Below are 16,676 nucleotides of genomic sequence, written 5' to 3'. Positions count from 1 at the left end.
CTTCTGCGGTGATCGACTCAGCTAGTTTCCGATCACTTGACCTTGATCTGGGGATGAACATGATTCGGCTGACGCAATCGGAACAAGCGACTTGGGATGCCTTTTTTGTCAGTGTCACCACGCAATTGATCCAGCACCATGAACAGCGCGGCCCGGAGTACATTGCCGAGCGCGCCGCTGAACTAGCTGACGAGATGTTGCTGGAGCGACGGGAACGCTGCACCGAGCGGCGAACCGCCGCGGTGGAGTGGATCGGCCCCGCCAAGGGTCAGTAGGCATACCTGAGCAGCGCGTGGGCGGTGCCGGTGAGCGCGATAAAACCGAACACCGCAACCACGGCGGGCAGCACCAGCCACCAGGCCTTGGCCGACATCGGCGGCAGCGGGCTGCGGTACTCGCTGGCCGTGAGGCTGAACGCGCACACGGTCATTGCCAGCAGGGTCCCGGCGAGAATATCCGAGGGCCAGTGGACACCGAGGTACACCCGCGAGAGGGCGATGAAGGCTGCGGGAATGCACCCCAGCAGCAACCACGTCAACCGCAGTCGCGTGGGTTGGCCGCGCCCGGCGAGCACTGCCAGGGCCAGGAAAAACGCAAAGGCGCCCGAGGCGTGGCCGCTGGGCATGCTGAAGCTGGTCAATGGGTCTGTCAGGATTTCCGGGCGACCGCGCGCGAAAAACAGCTTGCTGGCCGTATTGATCACGGCCGCGCCGGCCAGGGTCGCGCCCACGAACAGCGCGTGGCGCCATTGTCGAGCCAACAGCAGCAGGCCGGTGAAGATCGCGCTGGCGACGAACATCTTCTTGAACTCGCCCAGTTGCGTCACCCTCACCATGGTTTCATCCAGCCACGGGCTGCGATGCTCCTGCACCAGTGCGCTCAGGCCCTGGTCGAAGTCGTTCAGGTGCGGGTAGCCGATAAACAGCGCGATCAATAGCGTCAGGCTGGCGCAACCGATCCACACCGTGGCGCGTCGATGTTCGCGCAGGCTGCTGTTCAGGCTCAGCCCCAGCAGCACCGCCAGACACGCCATCACCACGCCTGCCTCGGGCCAGAAACCTTCGGGCAACGGCAGGCGGAACGCGGCGCCAGTGGCCCAGCCCGGCAGCAGGTAGGCCACCGTCCAGCCGGCTGCGGCGAACACGCTCACCAAGGCAAAACGCGGGAACGGCATGTCGCACATCCCGGCAACCATCGGCAGCATGGGGCGCAACGGGCCGATGAAGCGCCCGACCAACAGGCTGGCAATGCCGTACCTGTGAAAGTAGGTCTCTGCACCGTTCATCCATTCGGGATGATGGCGCAAGCCGGGCAGGCGGCGGATGTTCTGGTGGAAGTGCCGGCCCAGGAAGTAGGAGACCCCGTCACCCAATAACCCGCCCAGAAAACCCAGCAACAGGGTTTCGCTCAGCGATAGCGCACCGCTGCCGGCCAGTGCGGCAATGGCAAACAGCAATACCGTGCCCGGCACGATCAGTCCGGCAATCGCCAGGCACTCCACGCACGCGACGATAAACACTGCCGCAGCCAGCCATTGCGGGTTCAGGCTCAGCCAGCCGGTGATGCTATCGAGCCATTGGCCCATACAATCCACTCCAACAATGCAATACATACTCAGAAGCACAAGGGGTTCTGCTGTGCGGCAAATATCGTCCAGCAAGAACCGCTGCGTTCAATTGATCAAATCAAAAAATAGTCGCGGCCTTCGACCTGGCCTCGGCGCAGCGGGTTCCGCGTGCAATAAGGTGCATAGCCCGCATCGACGAAACGGTACATCAAATGCTCATCACGCCCACTGGGAATGCCCAGTCGCGTAGTCTGGATGATTTGCGTCGGCACCTGGCCCACGTCTTCCACATACAGCAATTCCTGGTCGAAGCGCTTGGCATCCCACATCGGCACTTTCAGGCCCAGCGCCTTGCACAGCAATGTCTGGCCGGCGCAGAGCTTTTGCGATGGGCGCGGGCCGCCGTCGGCAGTCGGGTTGTTCAGCAGCATCTGCGCCAGGCTCGCCGGCCCGGAGATCTCATCGACCCACGGATAGGCCGATTTGATCAACACGGCGTTACCCGGCCCCTGTGCGCTGAAGTTCAGCGAATCACCGCCACGGGCGTAGTACATGTAGATATGGCCACCATCCAGAAACAAAGCCTTACGCTTTTCTGTGTAGCCGAGTGAGGCGTGGCTGCCTTTTTCCGCCACGTAATAGGCTTCGGTTTCAATAATTCGCGCTGAAAGCCAGAGATCGCCGACACGGTGGCGTATGACTTTTCCCAGCAGTTCGCGCGCGAGGATTTGTGCATCGCGGTCGAAGAAGCTGTCGGGCAGGGCGCTGGCGGGCAGTTGGAGCGAAGTGCTGGGCATGGCGGTAGAGGTAAATACGGCTAAATGTGACGGAATCATAACAACTCCCACCTTAATTACCGCTGAACCTCAGGTTTTTACAGTTCATTTCGACCATCCGCCCCTCACCGCTGTCAGTCGAGCGGCGTCACAGCTATAATCTGCCGCTTTCCTCTTTGCCAAGACTCCCTGACTATGACTGAGTCCGTTCTTGACTACATGACCCGCCTGGGTCGCGCTGCCCGTCAGGCCTCGCGGTTGATCGCCCGTGCGAGCACCGCGCAGAAGAACCGTGCGCTGCTGGCCGCCGCCGATGCTCTGGATGCTTCGCGCTCCGAGCTCGCCGCCGCCAACGAACTGGACCTGGCCAGCGGCCGCGCCAATGGCTTGGAGCCGGCCCTGCTGGACCGCCTGGCGCTGACGCCCGCACGTATCGACGACATGATCGAAGGCCTGCGTCAGGTGGCCAAGCTGCCTGACCCCATCGGTGAAATCCGCGACATGCGCTACCTGCCGTCCGGCATCCAGGTCGGCAAGATGCGCGTGCCCCTGGGCGTGATCGGCATCATCTATGAGTCGCGTCCCAACGTGACCATCGACGCCGCAAGCCTGTGCCTCAAGTCCGGTAACGCCACGATCCTGCGCGGCGGTTCCGAGGCGATCAACTCCAACCGCGCCATCGCCGCCTGCATCCAGCAAGGCCTGGCCGTGGCCGAGTTGCCGGCCGACGTGGTGCAGGTGGTGGAAACCACTGACCGTGCCGCCGTCGGCGCGTTGATCACCATGCCCGAGTTCGTCGACGTGATCGTGCCGCGTGGCGGCAAGAGCCTGATCGAGCGCGTCAGCCGTGACGCCAAGGTGCCGGTCATCAAGCACCTGGACGGCGTGTGCCACGTGTACATCGACATCGCAGCCGATATCGACAAGGCGATCCGCATCGCCGACAACGCCAAGACCCACCGCTACGCGCCGTGCAACACCATGGAAACCCTGCTGGTGCACGTTGGCATTGCCGAGCGCGTGTTGCCGCCGCTGGCCGCCATCTACCGTGACAAAGGCGTGGAGCTGCGTGGTTGCGAACGCACCCGGGCGCTGTTGGGCGCGGACGTGATCGAGGCGACCGAGCAGGATTGGTACACCGAGTACACGGCGCCGATCCTGTCGATCCGCATCGTCGACGACCTGGACCAGGCCATCGAACACATCAACAAATACGGCTCCAAGCACACCGACGCCATTGTTTCCGAGCATTTCAGCGATGCCCGGCGTTTCCTCAACGAAGTGGACTCCGCTTCGGTGATGGTCAACGCTTCGACACGCTTTGCCGACGGCTTTGAATATGGCCTGGGCGCGGAGATCGGTATTTCCACCGACAAGCTCCACGCCCGTGGCCCGGTTGGTCTCGAAGGCCTGACCAGCGAGAAGTACGTGGTGTTCGGCGACGGTCATGTGCGCACTTGATGGCTAAACGCATCGGGCTGCTCGGCGGTACTTTCGACCCCGTGCACATCGGCCATTTGCGCAGCGCCCTGGAAGTTGCGGATGCCCTGGCGTTGGATGAGCTGCGCCTGATCCCCAATTTCCGGCCGCCGCATCGCGACACGCCGCAGGTGTCACCACAGCAGCGCCTGGAAATGGTGCGCCTGGCCGTGGAAGGCATAGCGCCGCTGGTGGTGGACGACCGCGAACTCAAGCGCGATAAACCGTCCTACACTGTCGACACCCTGGAACTGATGCGCGCCGAGTTGGCCGCCGATGACCAGGTGTTTCTGCTTTTGGGCTGGGACGCATTTTGCGGCCTGCCCTCTTGGCATCGCTGGGAGGAACTCCTCCAGCATTGCCACATCCTGGTTTTGCAACGCCCGGATGCCGACAGCGAACCGCCGGATGCCTTGCGCAACCTGCTGGCCGCGCGGTCGGTAAGTGACCCCTTGGCCCTGACCGGGCCGAACGGGAATATTGCATTCGTCTGGCAGACCCCGCTTGCGGTGTCCGCCACCCAGATCCGTCAACTGCTGGCCAGCGGTAAGTCGGTACGTTTCCTGGTGCCTGACGCGGTCCTGGCCTACATCGATGCGCACGGGCTTTACCGTGCGTCGAACTGAAAAGGCGCGCTTGTCGCTACGCACCGTCGTGCAGCGAGCGCCCGAACATACGAGCAAAACGAGTTTTATATGACGAACAAAGACGTAAGCAAAGTTAAGCGCAAAGGCACCTTCAAAAGCGCTCCGCTGCCGGTTGAAGCCCACGTTGGCCCCGAGCTGGCCGGCGAAGAGCTGGTGAAAGTCGCCGTGGCTGCCCTGGAAGACGTGAAAGCCCAGGACATCCAGGTGCTGGACGTGCGCGACAAGCAGAGCATCACCGACTTCATGATCATCGCCACCGGTACCTCCAACCGCCAGATCGGCGCGATGCTGGACAAGGTGCGCGAAGCCGTCAAAGCCCAAGGCGTCAAGCCGCTGGGTGAAGAAGGCAAGGGCGACAGCGACTGGGTGCTGCTGGACATGGACGACGTGATCGTTCACATGATGACCTCCAACGCCCGCCAGTTCTACGACCTGGAACGCCTGTGGAAGGGCGCCGAGCAGAGCCGTGCCGCCGATGGCAAGCACCACAGCCCGGAAGTGGGCCACGCGCACTTCGACAAGCTCAACAAAGACCAGGAATAAGGAACGGCTGTGCGCCTGCGTCTGATCGCTGTCGGTTCACGCATGCCCAAGTGGGTGGAAGAAGGCTGGCACGAATATGCCAAGCGTCTGCCCGCTGAGCTGTCGCTTGAACTGGTGGAAATACCGCTCAACACCCGGGGCAAGAACGCCGACGTGGCGCGGTTTATCCGCCAGGAAGGCGAAGCCATGCTGGCCAAGGTCGGCCCCAACGAGCGCATTGTCACCCTCGAAGTGCACGGCAAACCCTGGAGCACCGAGCAATTGGCGGTGGAACTGGACCGTTGGCGCCTGGATTCGCGCACCGTCAACTTCATGGTCGGCGGCCCCGAAGGGCTGGCGCCGGAAGTCTGTGCGCGGGCCGATCAGCGCTGGTCGTTGTCGGCATTGACCTTGCCGCACCCGTTGGTAAGGATCCTGATCGGTGAACAGCTGTATCGCGCCTGGACAGTGCTGTCCGGGCACCCTTACCACAAATAATCTGCGCCTTTCCCGATGACTCAGCCGATCCGCATCAAGGACCACGAGAAAGACGCACGTCTGGTGCGCGCGCGCGTGGTGTTTGGCGCGATCATGGTGGTGACGTTGATTGGGGTGCTGATCGCCCGCCTGTATTTCCTGCAGGTGATCCAGTACGACTATCACTCCACGTTGTCGGAAAACAACCGGGTGCATGTGCAGCCGATTCCGCCGACCCGTGGGTTGATCTTCGACCGCAATGGCGTGGTGGTGGCGGATAACCGGCCCAGCTTCAGTCTGAGCATGACCCGCGAACGTTCCGGCGACTGGCAGCAGGTGCTCGATGTCATCGTCGAAGTGCTGCAACTGACCCCGGAAGACCGGGTGATCTTCGAAAAGCGCATGCGACAGGGGCGCCGGCCATTCGAACCGGTGCCGATCCTGTTTGAGCTGACCGAAGAGCAGATCGCCCGGATCGCGGTGAACCAGTTCCGTCTGCCGGGTGTGGAAGTGGTGGCGCAGTTGGTGCGCCATTACCCGCAAGGGCCACACTTTGCGCATTCCGTCGGCTACATGGGACGTATCAACGAGAAAGAGCTCAAGAGCCTCGATCCCGTCAACTACAGCGGCACCCATCACATCGGCAAGACCGGCATCGAGCGTTTCTACGAGCCCGAGCTGCACGGCCAGGTGGGTTACGAAGAGGTCGAGACCAACGCCCGCGGCCGCGTCTTGCGTGTGCTCAAGCGTACCGACCCGGTGCCGGGCAAGGACATTGTGCTGAGCCTGGACATCAAGCTGCAGGAAGCCGCGGAGATGGCCCTGGGCGGTCGGCGTGGCGCGGTGGTGGCGCTGGACCCGAAGACCGGCGAAGTGCTGGCGATGGTCAGTCAGCCTAGCTTCGACCCGAACCTGTTCGTCACCGGTATCAGCTTCAAGGCGTATGCCGAGCTGCGTGACTCCATCGACCGGCCGCTGTTCAACCGTGTGCTGCGTGGTCTGTACCCGCCGGGTTCGACCATCAAGCCGGCGGTAGCGATTGCCGGCCTGGACGCCGGTGTGGTCACCGCATCGAGCCGGGTCTACGACCCCGGCTACTACATGCTGCCCAACTACGATCACAAATACCGTAACTGGAACCGCACCGGTGACGGCTATGTCGACCTGGACACCGCGATCATGCGTTCCAACGACACCTATTTCTATGACCTGGCCCACAAGCTGGGGATCGACCGTTTGTCTGCCTATATGGGCAAGTTCGGCCTCGGTCAGAAAGTCTCCCTGGATATGTTCGAAGAGTCCCCAGGCTTGATGCCATCACGGGAGTGGAAGCGTGCAACCCGCCGGCAGGCATGGTTCCCGGGTGAAACCCTGATTCTTGGGATCGGCCAGGGCTATATGCAGGCGACGCCATTGCAATTGGCGCAGGCCACGGCGCTGGTGGCCAACAAAGGCATCTGGAACCGACCGCACCTGGCCAGGACCATCGAAGGCGAAAAGCCGGTGGATGAGAACCCGATTCCGGACATCGTGCTGCGTGATCCCTCGGACTGGACCAAGGTCAACCATGGCATGCAGCAGGTGATGCACGGTGCCCGAGGCACCGCGCGCAAAGCGGCGATCGGCGCGCAATACCGCATTGCCGGCAAGAGTGGTACGGCCCAGGTGGTCGCGATCAAGCAGGGCGAGAAATACGACCGCTCCAAGGTCCAGGAACGCCATCGCGACCACGCCTTGTTTGTCGGCTTTGCGCCGGCGGACGACCCGAAGATCGTGGTCGCGGTGATGGTCGAGAACGGCGAGTCCGGTTCCGGCGTCGCTGCACCGGTGGTTCGCCAGGTGATGGACGCCTGGTTGCTGGCCGACGACGGCAGGCTCAAGCCCGAATTTGGCGGCCCCCCTTCAATTCCCGAGGTTACGGCCAGTGAAGAGTAATTTTGACCGCATCCTCTCCAGCGAAGATGTGATGCGTCGCCGCGCGACGTTGCTGCAACGCATGCACATTGATGGCCCGTTGCTGATCCTGCTGCTGACCCTGGCGGCCGGCAGCCTGTTCGTGCTGTATTCGGCCAGCGGCAAGAATTGGGACCTGCTGATCAAGCAGGCATCCTCGTTCGGCCTGGGCCTGTTGTCGATGGTGGTCATCGCCCAGTTGGAACCGCGCTTCATGGCGCGCTGGGTACCGTTGGGGTATGTCGCCGGCGTTTTACTGCTGGTTGTGGTGGACGTCATGGGCCACAACGCCATGGGCGCGACCCGTTGGATCAATATTCCGGGGGTGATTCGCTTCCAGCCGTCGGAATTCATGAAGATTCTGATGCCAGCCACGATTGCCTGGTATTTGTCCAAACGCACCCTGCCGCCGCAGCTCAAGCACGTGGGTATCAGCCTGATCCTCATCGGCGTCCCGTTTGTGCTGATCGTGCGTCAGCCGGACCTCGGCACCTCGCTGCTGATCCTGGCCGGTGGTGCGTTCGTGCTGTTCATGGGCGGGCTGCGCTGGCGCTGGATCCTCAGCGTGCTGGCCGCCGCCATCCCCGTGGCGGTGGCCATGTGGTTCTTCTTTATGCACGACTACCAGAAACAACGGATTCTCACCTTCCTCGACCCGGAAAGCGATCCGCTGGGCACCGGCTGGAATATTATCCAGTCGAAGGCGGCCATCGGCTCCGGCGGCGTATTTGGCAAAGGCTGGCTGCTGGGCACCCAGTCCCATCTGGACTTTCTGCCCGAGAGCCACACCGACTTCATCATTGCGGTGATGGGCGAAGAGTTCGGCCTGGTGGGCATTTGCGCGCTGCTGCTGATCTATTTGCTGCTGATCGGGCGCGGCCTGGTGATTACCGCTCAGGCGCAGACGTTGTTCGGCAAATTGCTCGCCGGCAGCCTGACCATGACTTTTTTTGTTTACGTTTTCGTCAACATCGGTATGGTCAGTGGCCTGTTGCCGGTGGTGGGGGTGCCGTTGCCATTCATTAGCTACGGCGGAACTTCGCTGGTGACATTGATGTCAGCGTTTGGGGTTTTGATGTCGATTCATACGCATCGCAAGTGGATCGCGCAGGTTTGAATAAGGTGAAGATGTCAATGCAAGTAATGCGCGGCTGGGCGACTCGGCATGCGTCCTGGATGAGCCTGATTGGGCTGCTGGGCGCGACGCAAGAGGCGCTGGCCGGTGACTACGATGGTTCACCCCAGGTCGCCGAATTTGTCGGTGAAATGACCCGCGACTACGGTTTTGCCGGTGAGCAACTGATGGGCGTGTTCCGCGAGGCGCAGAAAAAGCAGGCGATCCTCGATGCCATCTCCCGCCCCGCCGAGCGCGTGAAGCAGTGGAAAGAATATCGCCCGATGTTCCTCACCGATGCTCGCGTGGCCCGAGGTGTGGATTTCTGGCGCCAGCATGAAGCCGTGCTGGCCCGCGCCGAGCAGGAATATGGCGTGCCGGCCCAGGTGATTGTCGCGATCATCGGCATTGAAACCTTTTACGGGCGCAATACCGGCAGTTACCGGGTGATCGACGCCTTGTCCACCCTGGGCTTCGACTACCCGCCACGCGCCGACTTCTTTCGCAAGGAATTGCGCGAATTCCTGCTGCTGGCCCGTGAAGAGCAGGTCGACCCGCTGACCCTCAAAGGCTCCTATGCCGGCGCCATGGGCCTGCCGCAGTTCATGCCGAGCAGCTTTCGCGCCTATGCCGTGGATTTCGACGGCGACGGGCACATCAATATCTGGAGTAACCCGGACGATGCCATCGGCAGTGTGGCCAGCTACTTCAAGCGCCACGGCTGGGTAGGCGGCGAGCCTGTGGTGATCCGCGCCGATGTGGCCGGGGAGCGCGTTGATGAGGGCCTGACCCAGGGCATCGAGCCGGCCAAGACGGTCGGGGAGTTGCGGGCGCTGGGCTGGTCGAGTCAGAATGCGCCACGCGATGACATGCCGGTCACGGCGTTCCGCCTGGAAGGCGAAAATGGCCCTGAATACTGGATGGGCCTGAAGAATTTCTACGCAATCACGCGTTATAACCGCAGTGTGATGTACGCCATGGCCGTGCATCAGCTGTCAGACATGCTGGTCCAAGCACGGGGCAACAAGTAATGCGGGCATCGCTGTTCAATCAACCGCTCAAGCTGGTGGCGTTCGCCGCGTTGTCCCTGCTGGTCGTCAGTTGTTCCACCAGCCGCGGGCCGGCGCAGAAGGCCGGCGGCACCGCGGTGCGTTCCCAGCCGGGTCTGGACATCAACCGCGCGCACAAAGACGGCGCGCCGTGGTGGGATGTCGACGTGTCGAAGATCCCGGATGCCACCCCGACCCTGCACACCGGCGCCTACAAGGCCAACCCTTATACGGTGTTGGGCAAGACCTATTTCCCGCTGCAGGATTCCAAGACGTATGTGCAGTCGGGCACGGCGTCCTGGTACGGCACCAAATTCCATGGCCAGAACACCGCCAACGGCGAAGTGTATGACCTGTACGGCATGAGCGCGGCGCACAAGACGCTGCCGCTGCCCAGCTATGTCCGCGTGACCAACCTCGACAACAACCGCACGGTGATTTTGCGGGTCAACGACCGTGGGCCGTTCTATTCGGACCGGATCATCGACTTGTCCTACGCCGCCGCGAAGAAACTCGGCTACGCCGAAACCGGCACCGCACGGGTCAAGGTCGAAGGCATCGACCCGGCGCAGTACTGGGCCCAGCGTGGCAAACCGGCGCCGTTGATGCTCAACGAACCGCAGGCCCCACAACCACAGGTAACCGCGTCGGCCGGCAAGATCGAGCAGTGGACACCGCCGCCCCAGCAGCACGCCCCGGACACCGTGGTGGTGCCTCGTGCGGCACCGGGTGCCTCGGCAGTGGGCGGGCAGTACCTGCAGGTGGGGGCTTTCGCCAACCCGGATGCGGCGGAACTGTTAAGGTCCAAGCTCAGCGGCATGGTCAGCGCGCCGGTGTTCATCAGCTCCATCGTGCGTAACCAGCAGACCCTGCACCGTGTGCGCATGGGGCCGATCGGTTCGCCCAGCGAAGTGGCGCAAGTGCAGAACAGTGTGCGTCTGGCCAACCTGGGGCAACCCAGCGTAGTGACCTCCGAATAAAAAGATTGATGGTCCGGGCGCGTGCGCGTGCCTGAACCCTGGTTGTTGGCTCGTTTAACAATAAAAACCCGAAGGCAAGGGGTGAGCGAGCAACCGAACACGTGACAGTCTGGTAGCGGGCTGTCTGAATAAAAAGTTTTGCCCGCGAGGGCAAGTTTCCATAAGCAATTTCGAGAGACGGATGAACATCACCACCTTAGCCAAACGCACGTGCCTGCTTCTTTCGCTGATCATCACCCCGGCCGCCTGGGCGGTTGAAATGGTGCCGGCCTCACCGCAACTGGCCGCCAAGGCCTGGGTGCTCATGGATGCCGCCAGCGGCAACGTGCTGGTGGAGAACAACGGTGACCAGCGCCTGCCACCGGCCAGCCTGACCAAGCTGATGACTGCCTACATCGCGACCCTGGAAATCCGTCGCGGCCAGATCGGCGAGAACGATCCGGTAACCGTCAGCGAAAACGCCTGGCGCACCGGCGGTTCGCGGATGTTCATCAAGGTGGGTTCGCAAGTCACCGTGAGCGACCTGCTGCATGGCATCATCATCCAGTCCGGTAACGACGCCAGCGTCGCCCTGGCCGAGCACATCGCCGGCAGCGAAGACGCCTTCGCCGACATGATGAACAAAACCGTGGCCGACCTGGGCATGACCAACAGCCACTTCATGAACCCGACCGGCCTGCCGAACCCGGAGCACTATTCGTCGGCTCACGACATGGCGATCCTGGCCCGCGCGATCATTCGTGTCGACCCGGTGCACTATGCGATCTACTCCCAGAAGGAATTCTTCTGGAACAACATCAAGCAGCCTAACCGCAACCTGCTGCTGTGGCGCGACAAGACTGTCGACGGTCTGAAAACCGGCCACACCGAAGAAGCCGGCTACTGCATGGTGTCGTCCGCCGTACGTGACGGCCAGCGCCTGATTGCCGTGGTCTTCGGCACCAACAGCGAGCAGGCCCGTGCGGCCGAGACGCAAAAGCTGCTGACCTATGGTTTCCGCTTCTTCGAAACCCAGACCTTCTACCAGAAGGGTGCTGAGCTGGCGACCGCGCCGGTGTGGAAAGGCGCCACCTCGCAAGTCAAGGCCGGCCTGGCCGAAGACCTGACGCTGACCATGCCTAAAGGCCAGCTGAAAAAGCTCGCTGCGAGCATGACCATGAACCCGCAATTGGTCGCCCCAATCGCCAAGGGTGACGTGATCGGTAAGGTCGAAGTGAAGCTGGACGACAAGGTGGTGCACAGCGCCGACCTGATCGCACTGGACGCCGTCGACGAAGGTGGTATCTTCCGCCGCGTGTGGGATAGCATCCGTCTATTCTTCTACGGCTTGTTCAACTGATTGTGTGCACCTGCAAGGCCCCGCGTTGATCCGACGCGGGGCTTTGCCCGTCGCCACGGCTTACGCTTACGAGGCCGTTACGCCATGACCGATAAAGAAGTAAAGGCGCCAAAAATCGAATTCCCGGTGACGGATTATCCCGTCAAGGTGATCAGCGATACCGGCGTGGGCCGCAAGGACACGATTATCGAGATCGTCAAGAAGCATGCGACGGTCAACGACAAACGCGTGGACGAGCGTCAAAGCTCCACCGGCAAGTACACCACGATCCAGTTGCACATCGTTGCAACCGATCAGGACCAGCTCTACAACATCAACAGCGAACTGCGGGCCACCGGCTTCGTGCACATGGTGTTGTGATGTCACAGGTCCTGGGCTTTCGCGAGCTCGGCCGGATGGCGTACGAGCCGGTCTGGCACGCCATGCAGCGCTTCACCAACGAGCGCGGCAGCTCGGCGCCCGATGAAGTCTGGCTGGTGGAACACCCGCCGGTGTTCACCCAGGGCCAGGCCGGCAAGGCTGAGCATCTGCTGCTTCCGGGGGATATTCCGGTGGTGCAGGTCGACCGAGGTGGCCAAGTGACTTACCATGGGCCCGGTCAGCTTGTCGCTTATTTGCTGCTGGACGTGCGCAAGCTGGGTTTTGGTGTGCGTGATCTGGTGAGTCGCATCGAGGCTTGCCTGATCGAGCTGCTGGCCAGTTATGGCGTGACCGCCGCGGCCAAGCCGGATGCACCGGGCGTTTACGTCGACGGCGCGAAAATCGCCTCCTTAGGGCTGCGTATTCGTCATGGGTGTTCCTTTCATGGCCTGGCCCTGAACGTGGACATGGACCTGGCACCGTTTCGGCGCATCAACCCGTGCGGTTATGCCGGGTTGGCGATGACGCAACTGAGCGACCACGCGACACCGATTAAATTTGCCGAGGTAAGTGCCCGGCTGCGCGCGCAGCTCGTCAAACACCTCGACTATGCTGAGCAGACGACCCTCACGGGCGGAATCGACTGATTATGACTACTGATGCAGTGCAAACCATGATCCCGACGCTGGACGTCACCGAGCGTCCGGCCCCGGCCCCGCGTGCCAAGGTGGAAGCCGGCGTCAAGCTGCGCGGCGCCGAGAAGGTTGCACGCATCCCGGTGAAGATCATTCCGACCACCGAACTGCCGAAAAAACCCGACTGGATCCGCGTGCGCATCCCGGTTTCGCCGGAAGTCGACCGTATCAAGGCGCTGCTGCGCAAGCACAAGCTGCACAGCGTATGTGAAGAAGCCTCCTGCCCGAACCTGGGCGAGTGCTTCTCCGGCGGCACCGCCACGTTCATGATCATGGGTGACATCTGCACTCGTCGCTGCCCATTCTGTGACGTCGGCCACGGCCGTCCGAAGCCACTGGACGTGAACGAGCCGCAAAGCCTGGCCATCGCCATCGCCGACCTGAAACTCAAGTACGTGGTGATCACCTCGGTAGACCGCGATGACCTGCGCGATGGCGGTGCCCAGCACTTTGCCGACTGCATCCGCGAAATCCGCAAATTGTCGCCGAACGTGATGCTCGAAACCCTGGTGCCGGACTACCGTGGCCGCATGGACGTCGCGCTGGAAATCACCGCTGCCGAGCCGCCGGATGTGTTCAACCACAACCTGGAAACCGTGCCGCGCCTGTACAAGGCCGCGCGTCCGGGTTCGGACTACCAGTGGTCGCTGACCCTGCTGCAGAAATTCAAGCAGATGATGCCGCACATCCCGACCAAATCCGGCCTGATGCTGGGCCTGGGCGAAACCGACGAAGAAGTCATCGAAGTCATGAAGCGCATGCGCGAGCACGACATCGACATGCTGACCCTGGGCCAGTACCTGCAGCCATCGCGCAGCCACTTGCCGGTGCAGCGTTTCGTGCACCCGGACACCTTCGCCTGGTTCGCCGAGGAAGGCTACAAGATGGGCTTCAAGAACGTCGCGTCGGGCCCGCTGGTTCGTTCTTCGTACCACGCCGACGAACAGGCCAAGCTGGTCAAGGCGAGCCTGGTTTCGTAATACAGATCTGCGCTACACCGCAGGTCCAATGTGGGGGGGCTTGCCCCCGATTGCGATGTGTCAGTCGCTACAGGTGCTGGCTGATCCACCGCTATCGGGGGCAAGTCGAATCGTCGCACCGCCCCTCCCACATTTCGTTCCGCGTTAGTTAGGGAGAGTTGTATGGCAGCAGCCGTTCCAGCCCTTCGTGCTGAAGGCACCATCGCTCTGATCGCCCCCGCCGGCCCTGCCGCGCTGGACGTTGAAAAGGCCGGGCAATGGGTGCGCGCCCGCGGCTACGATCTGCATATCTTCCCTGGCGTCTACGAGCGCGACGGCTACCTCGCCGGCAGCGACGCAGTGCGCCTGCACGACCTGCATGCGGCTTTCGCCAACCCCGACATCGATGCAATCCTCTGCCTGCGCGGCGGCTACGGCACGCCGCGGCTGCTCGATGCGCTGGACTTCGACCTGCTGCGCGCCAACCCCAAGCCATTCGTCGGCTACAGCGACATCACCGCCTTGCACTTGGCGATCAACCGCTACGCCGGGTTCGTGACCTTTCACGGCCCGATGCTCAATGCCGATCTGCTCGGCGATAAGCAGGCACCGACCGAATCGTCCTTGCTGAGTATGCTGCGTGGCCAGCTCGGTACGGGCGCCGAGCTTAAGCACCCGGTGGCCTGGCCGTTGACCACGATTGCACCAGGCATCGCCTGTGGGCGCTTGCTGGGTGGCAATCTGTCGATGATCGCCGCCGTGATGGGCACACCGTACGAAATCGACGCAGAAGGCATCATCCTGTTTATCGAAGACGTCAACGAGCCGATCTACCGCATCGACCGCCTGCTCACGCATTTGCGCCTGGCAGGCAAACTGGCTCAAGTGGCCGGTGTGCTGGTGGGGGATGTGGCGGGCGTGGATAAGGTCGCATTGGATCGTCTGCTGAAGCAGACCTTCGAGCCGCTGTGCATTCCGGTGTTGTCCGGATGGCGCAGTGGGCACTGTGATCCGAACCTGACGTTGCCGATGGGGGCGCAGGTGCGGTTGGATGCGGGGGAACAGCGGGTGGTGTTGGAGCAGGATGTGGTCTTCAAGCTCTGAATCTGTTGTCGTCTGCTGAACCGCTATCGGGGGCAAGTTGAATCGTCGCACCGCCCCGATAGCGGTAGTCGCCATAGGCCAATCTAGCGGTTCTGCAACGACTCCAGCAACTTCACCGTCGGATACCCATCCGCCGGCCAGCCCAGCGCCTGCTGCGCCGCACGAATCGCTTTGCGTGTGTTGGCGCCGATAATCCCGTCCGGGTTGCCCGCGTCGTAGCCTTTGGCGCTCAGCGCCGTCTGCAAATCGATACGCTGTGAACGACTCAGCGGCAGCTCATCCTTGGGCCATTCGCCGCGAATCACACCATCGCCACCAAAGCGCTCCGACAGCAGGCCAACCGCCAGTGCGTAGGACGACGAGTTGTTGTACTTGAGGATTGCGCGGAAGTTATCCAGCACCAGGAACGCCGGGCCACGGTAGCCGGCCGGCAGCAGCAGGGCGGCGGACAGTTGGTCGACGTTGGGCGGCATGCTCGCGCCAGGTGGCAGCTGGATGCCCAGCTTCAGCCACTCGGCCACGCTCTTGCGCACGCCACCGTCGGCCAGGGCGTAATCGAAGTTCGCCGGCAGTTGTTTCACTTCGAAGCCCCACGGCTGGCCTTTCTGCCAGCCGGAGCTTTGCAGGTAGTGCGCAGTGGAGGCGAGTGCGTCGGCCGGGCTGTTCCAGATATCGCGGCGGCCGTCGCCGTCGAAGTCCACGGCGTGGGTGTTGTAGGTGGTCGGGATAAATTGGGTCTGGCCCATTGCGCCGGCCCAGGAGCCTTTCATCTGGTCGGCCTGGATATCGCCGTGCTGGATGATCTGCAGCGCCGCCAGCAACTGCGCCTGGGCAAAGGCCGGACGGCGACCTTCGTAGGCCAGCGTTGCGAGGGAGCGGATCACCGAGTTGTTGCCCTGGAATTGGCCGAAGTTGCTCTCCATGCCCCATACCGAGACCAGCGCCTGGCGGTCGACGCCATAACGTTGCTCGATGCTTTGCAGGATGTCAGCGTATTTGATCAGCAGTGCTTGGCCATTGCGCACCCGCACTGGCGACAAGGCTCCGTCGAGGTATTCCCACACCGGCCGGGAGAACTCCGGCTGGCTGCGGTCGGCTCGGATCACCGCCATGTCCGGGGTGACATTGGCGAAGGCGTTATCAAACACCGCCGCTGTGATCCCGGCTTTCAAGGCGTCCACACGGAAACCTGCCTGCCATTCGGCGAAGGTCTGGGTCGGTTGGATATCGAGATTGTCCACGGCCAGCGGGGCCACGACAGCGGGCGCGACCACGGGGGCGGTCGACAGCTTCGGCAGCGGTTGGGCGTCGGCGGCGGTCGGTTTTTCGGCGCAGGCGACAAGCAGAATGAGGCTGGAGGCAGCGATCAATTGGCGAAGGTGCCAACGACGGGAAAGACTAGAGGGCATGCACAGGTCCAGGGGTTACAGATCAGATGCAGACCTTATCATGCCGGAGGGGCGCTTGCCTTCAGGCAGCCAGAAAGTAAGAAGCCTCCCAGCTATTAGACTGGAAGGCTTCGCGGCGGTAGCTGCCTTTGCCCTTGCCGGCGCGTTCCTGACGGCTGCGGAACAGTGGCTGGGCGATGATGGATTTGGCCTTGTTGGGGCCATGCTTGGATGGCTTTTTGCTCATGGTGGTTACTCTCGTTGGGT

18 protein-coding genes are annotated in these 16,676 nt (G+C 62.3%); 14 read left to right on the top strand and 4 right to left on the bottom strand.

Annotated features, from left to right (window positions below; genetic code table 11):
* Positions 1-59: 59 nt before the first annotated feature.
* On the top strand, positions 60-275 hold the full coding sequence (locus V6M90_RS08615; protein ID WP_003176304.1) for a hypothetical protein: 216 nt from the start codon (positions 60-62) through the stop codon (positions 273-275).
* On the opposite strand, the gene V6M90_RS08610 is transcribed toward V6M90_RS08615, so the two are convergent.
* Positions 269-1,585, bottom strand: coding sequence for a bifunctional DedA family/phosphatase PAP2 family protein (locus tag V6M90_RS08610; RefSeq protein ID WP_332846326.1), 1,317 nt, complete (start codon positions 1,583-1,585; stop codon positions 269-271). The two genes, V6M90_RS08615 and V6M90_RS08610, sit on opposite strands and share 7 nt — an antisense overlap.
* 95 nt (positions 1,586-1,680) lie before the next feature.
* Positions 1,681-2,364: a DNA-3-methyladenine glycosylase gene (locus tag V6M90_RS08605; protein ID WP_042945319.1), complete on the bottom strand. Its 684-nt coding sequence runs from the start codon at positions 2,362-2,364 to the stop codon at positions 1,681-1,683.
* Positions 2,365-2,538: 174 nt separating this feature from the next.
* On the opposite strand from V6M90_RS08605, the gene V6M90_RS08600 reads away from it, so the two are divergent.
* The 13 genes from V6M90_RS08600 (at position 2,539) to V6M90_RS08540 (ending at position 15,021) form a co-directional block, all read left to right on the top strand.
* On the top strand, positions 2,539-3,804 hold the full coding sequence (locus tag V6M90_RS08600) for a glutamate-5-semialdehyde dehydrogenase (protein WP_003176301.1): 1,266 nt from the start codon (positions 2,539-2,541) through the stop codon (positions 3,802-3,804).
* On the top strand, positions 3,804-4,448 hold the full coding sequence (nadD, locus tag V6M90_RS08595; RefSeq protein WP_003176299.1) for a nicotinate-nucleotide adenylyltransferase: 645 nt from the start codon (positions 3,804-3,806) through the stop codon (positions 4,446-4,448). Before V6M90_RS08600 ends, nadD begins: the two co-directional genes overlap by 1 nt.
* Positions 4,449-4,517: 69 nt before the next feature.
* Positions 4,518-5,012, top strand: a complete 495-nt coding sequence (gene rsfS, locus V6M90_RS08590; RefSeq protein ID WP_003176298.1) for a ribosome silencing factor — start codon at positions 4,518-4,520, stop codon at positions 5,010-5,012.
* A 9-nt stretch (positions 5,013-5,021) separates the two neighbouring features.
* The gene (gene rlmH, locus V6M90_RS08585) at positions 5,022-5,489 is read left to right on the top strand and encodes a 23S rRNA (pseudouridine(1915)-N(3))-methyltransferase RlmH (RefSeq protein ID WP_003176297.1); all 468 of its coding nucleotides are present in this window, start codon (positions 5,022-5,024) and stop codon (positions 5,487-5,489) included.
* Between the two features lie 15 nt (positions 5,490-5,504).
* The gene (gene mrdA / locus V6M90_RS08580) at positions 5,505-7,403 is read left to right on the top strand and encodes a penicillin-binding protein 2 (protein ID WP_078734808.1); all 1,899 of its coding nucleotides are present in this window, start codon (positions 5,505-5,507) and stop codon (positions 7,401-7,403) included.
* 31 nt (positions 7,404-7,434) lie between these two features.
* Entirely contained in the window at positions 7,435-8,538 is a 1,104-nt protein-coding gene (rodA, locus tag V6M90_RS08575; protein ID WP_050784919.1) for a rod shape-determining protein RodA, read from the top strand.
* 17 nt (positions 8,539-8,555) lie between these two features.
* A complete protein-coding gene (gene mltB, locus V6M90_RS08570) occupies positions 8,556-9,566 on the top strand; it encodes a lytic murein transglycosylase B (RefSeq protein ID WP_078826199.1) in 1,011 nt (336 codons plus the stop codon).
* Positions 9,566-10,564 carry a septal ring lytic transglycosylase RlpA family protein gene (locus V6M90_RS08565; protein WP_332846325.1) on the top strand — a complete coding sequence of 333 codons (999 nt, stop codon included), beginning with the start codon at positions 9,566-9,568 and terminating at the stop codon, positions 10,562-10,564. Before mltB ends, V6M90_RS08565 begins: the two co-directional genes overlap by 1 nt.
* Positions 10,565-10,745: 181 nt before the next feature.
* Positions 10,746-11,903: a D-alanyl-D-alanine carboxypeptidase family protein gene (locus tag V6M90_RS08560; protein WP_003176292.1), complete on the top strand. Its 1,158-nt coding sequence runs from the start codon at positions 10,746-10,748 to the stop codon at positions 11,901-11,903.
* 84 nt (positions 11,904-11,987) lie between these two features.
* Positions 11,988-12,263: a DUF493 domain-containing protein gene (locus tag V6M90_RS08555; protein ID WP_332846324.1), complete on the top strand. Its 276-nt coding sequence runs from the start codon at positions 11,988-11,990 to the stop codon at positions 12,261-12,263.
* Positions 12,263-12,910 (top strand): lipoyl(octanoyl) transferase LipB, encoded by a 648-nt coding sequence (gene lipB, locus V6M90_RS08550; protein ID WP_003176290.1) that lies wholly within the window; start codon positions 12,263-12,265, stop codon positions 12,908-12,910. The genes V6M90_RS08555 and lipB overlap by 1 nt, the downstream gene beginning before the upstream one ends.
* A gap of 26 nt (positions 12,911-12,936) precedes the next feature.
* Positions 12,937-13,938 carry a lipoyl synthase gene (gene lipA, locus V6M90_RS08545; protein ID WP_164485627.1) on the top strand — a complete coding sequence of 334 codons (1,002 nt, stop codon included), beginning with the start codon at positions 12,937-12,939 and terminating at the stop codon, positions 13,936-13,938.
* Between the two features lie 162 nt (positions 13,939-14,100).
* A complete protein-coding gene (locus V6M90_RS08540; RefSeq protein ID WP_332846323.1) occupies positions 14,101-15,021 on the top strand; it encodes a S66 peptidase family protein in 921 nt (306 codons plus the stop codon).
* An 83-nt stretch (positions 15,022-15,104) separates the two neighbouring features.
* On the opposite strand, the gene V6M90_RS08535 is transcribed toward V6M90_RS08540, so the two are convergent.
* Both V6M90_RS08535 and arfA read right to left on the bottom strand, forming a co-directional pair.
* Positions 15,105-16,430 (bottom strand): lytic murein transglycosylase, encoded by a 1,326-nt coding sequence (locus V6M90_RS08535; protein WP_003176286.1) that lies wholly within the window; start codon positions 16,428-16,430, stop codon positions 15,105-15,107.
* Between the two features lie 61 nt (positions 16,431-16,491).
* Positions 16,492-16,656 carry an alternative ribosome rescue factor ArfA gene (gene arfA / locus V6M90_RS08530; protein ID WP_003176285.1) on the bottom strand — a complete coding sequence of 55 codons (165 nt, stop codon included), beginning with the start codon at positions 16,654-16,656 and terminating at the stop codon, positions 16,492-16,494.
* Between the last annotated feature and the right edge of the window lie 20 nt (positions 16,657-16,676).

Source organism: Pseudomonas lactucae (assembly GCF_036688725.1).
Taxonomy (GTDB): domain Bacteria; phylum Pseudomonadota; class Gammaproteobacteria; order Pseudomonadales; family Pseudomonadaceae; genus Aquipseudomonas; species Aquipseudomonas lactucae.
Note: the sequence above shows the minus strand (reverse complement) of the source record. Positions and strands in the feature narration are given on the sequence as shown.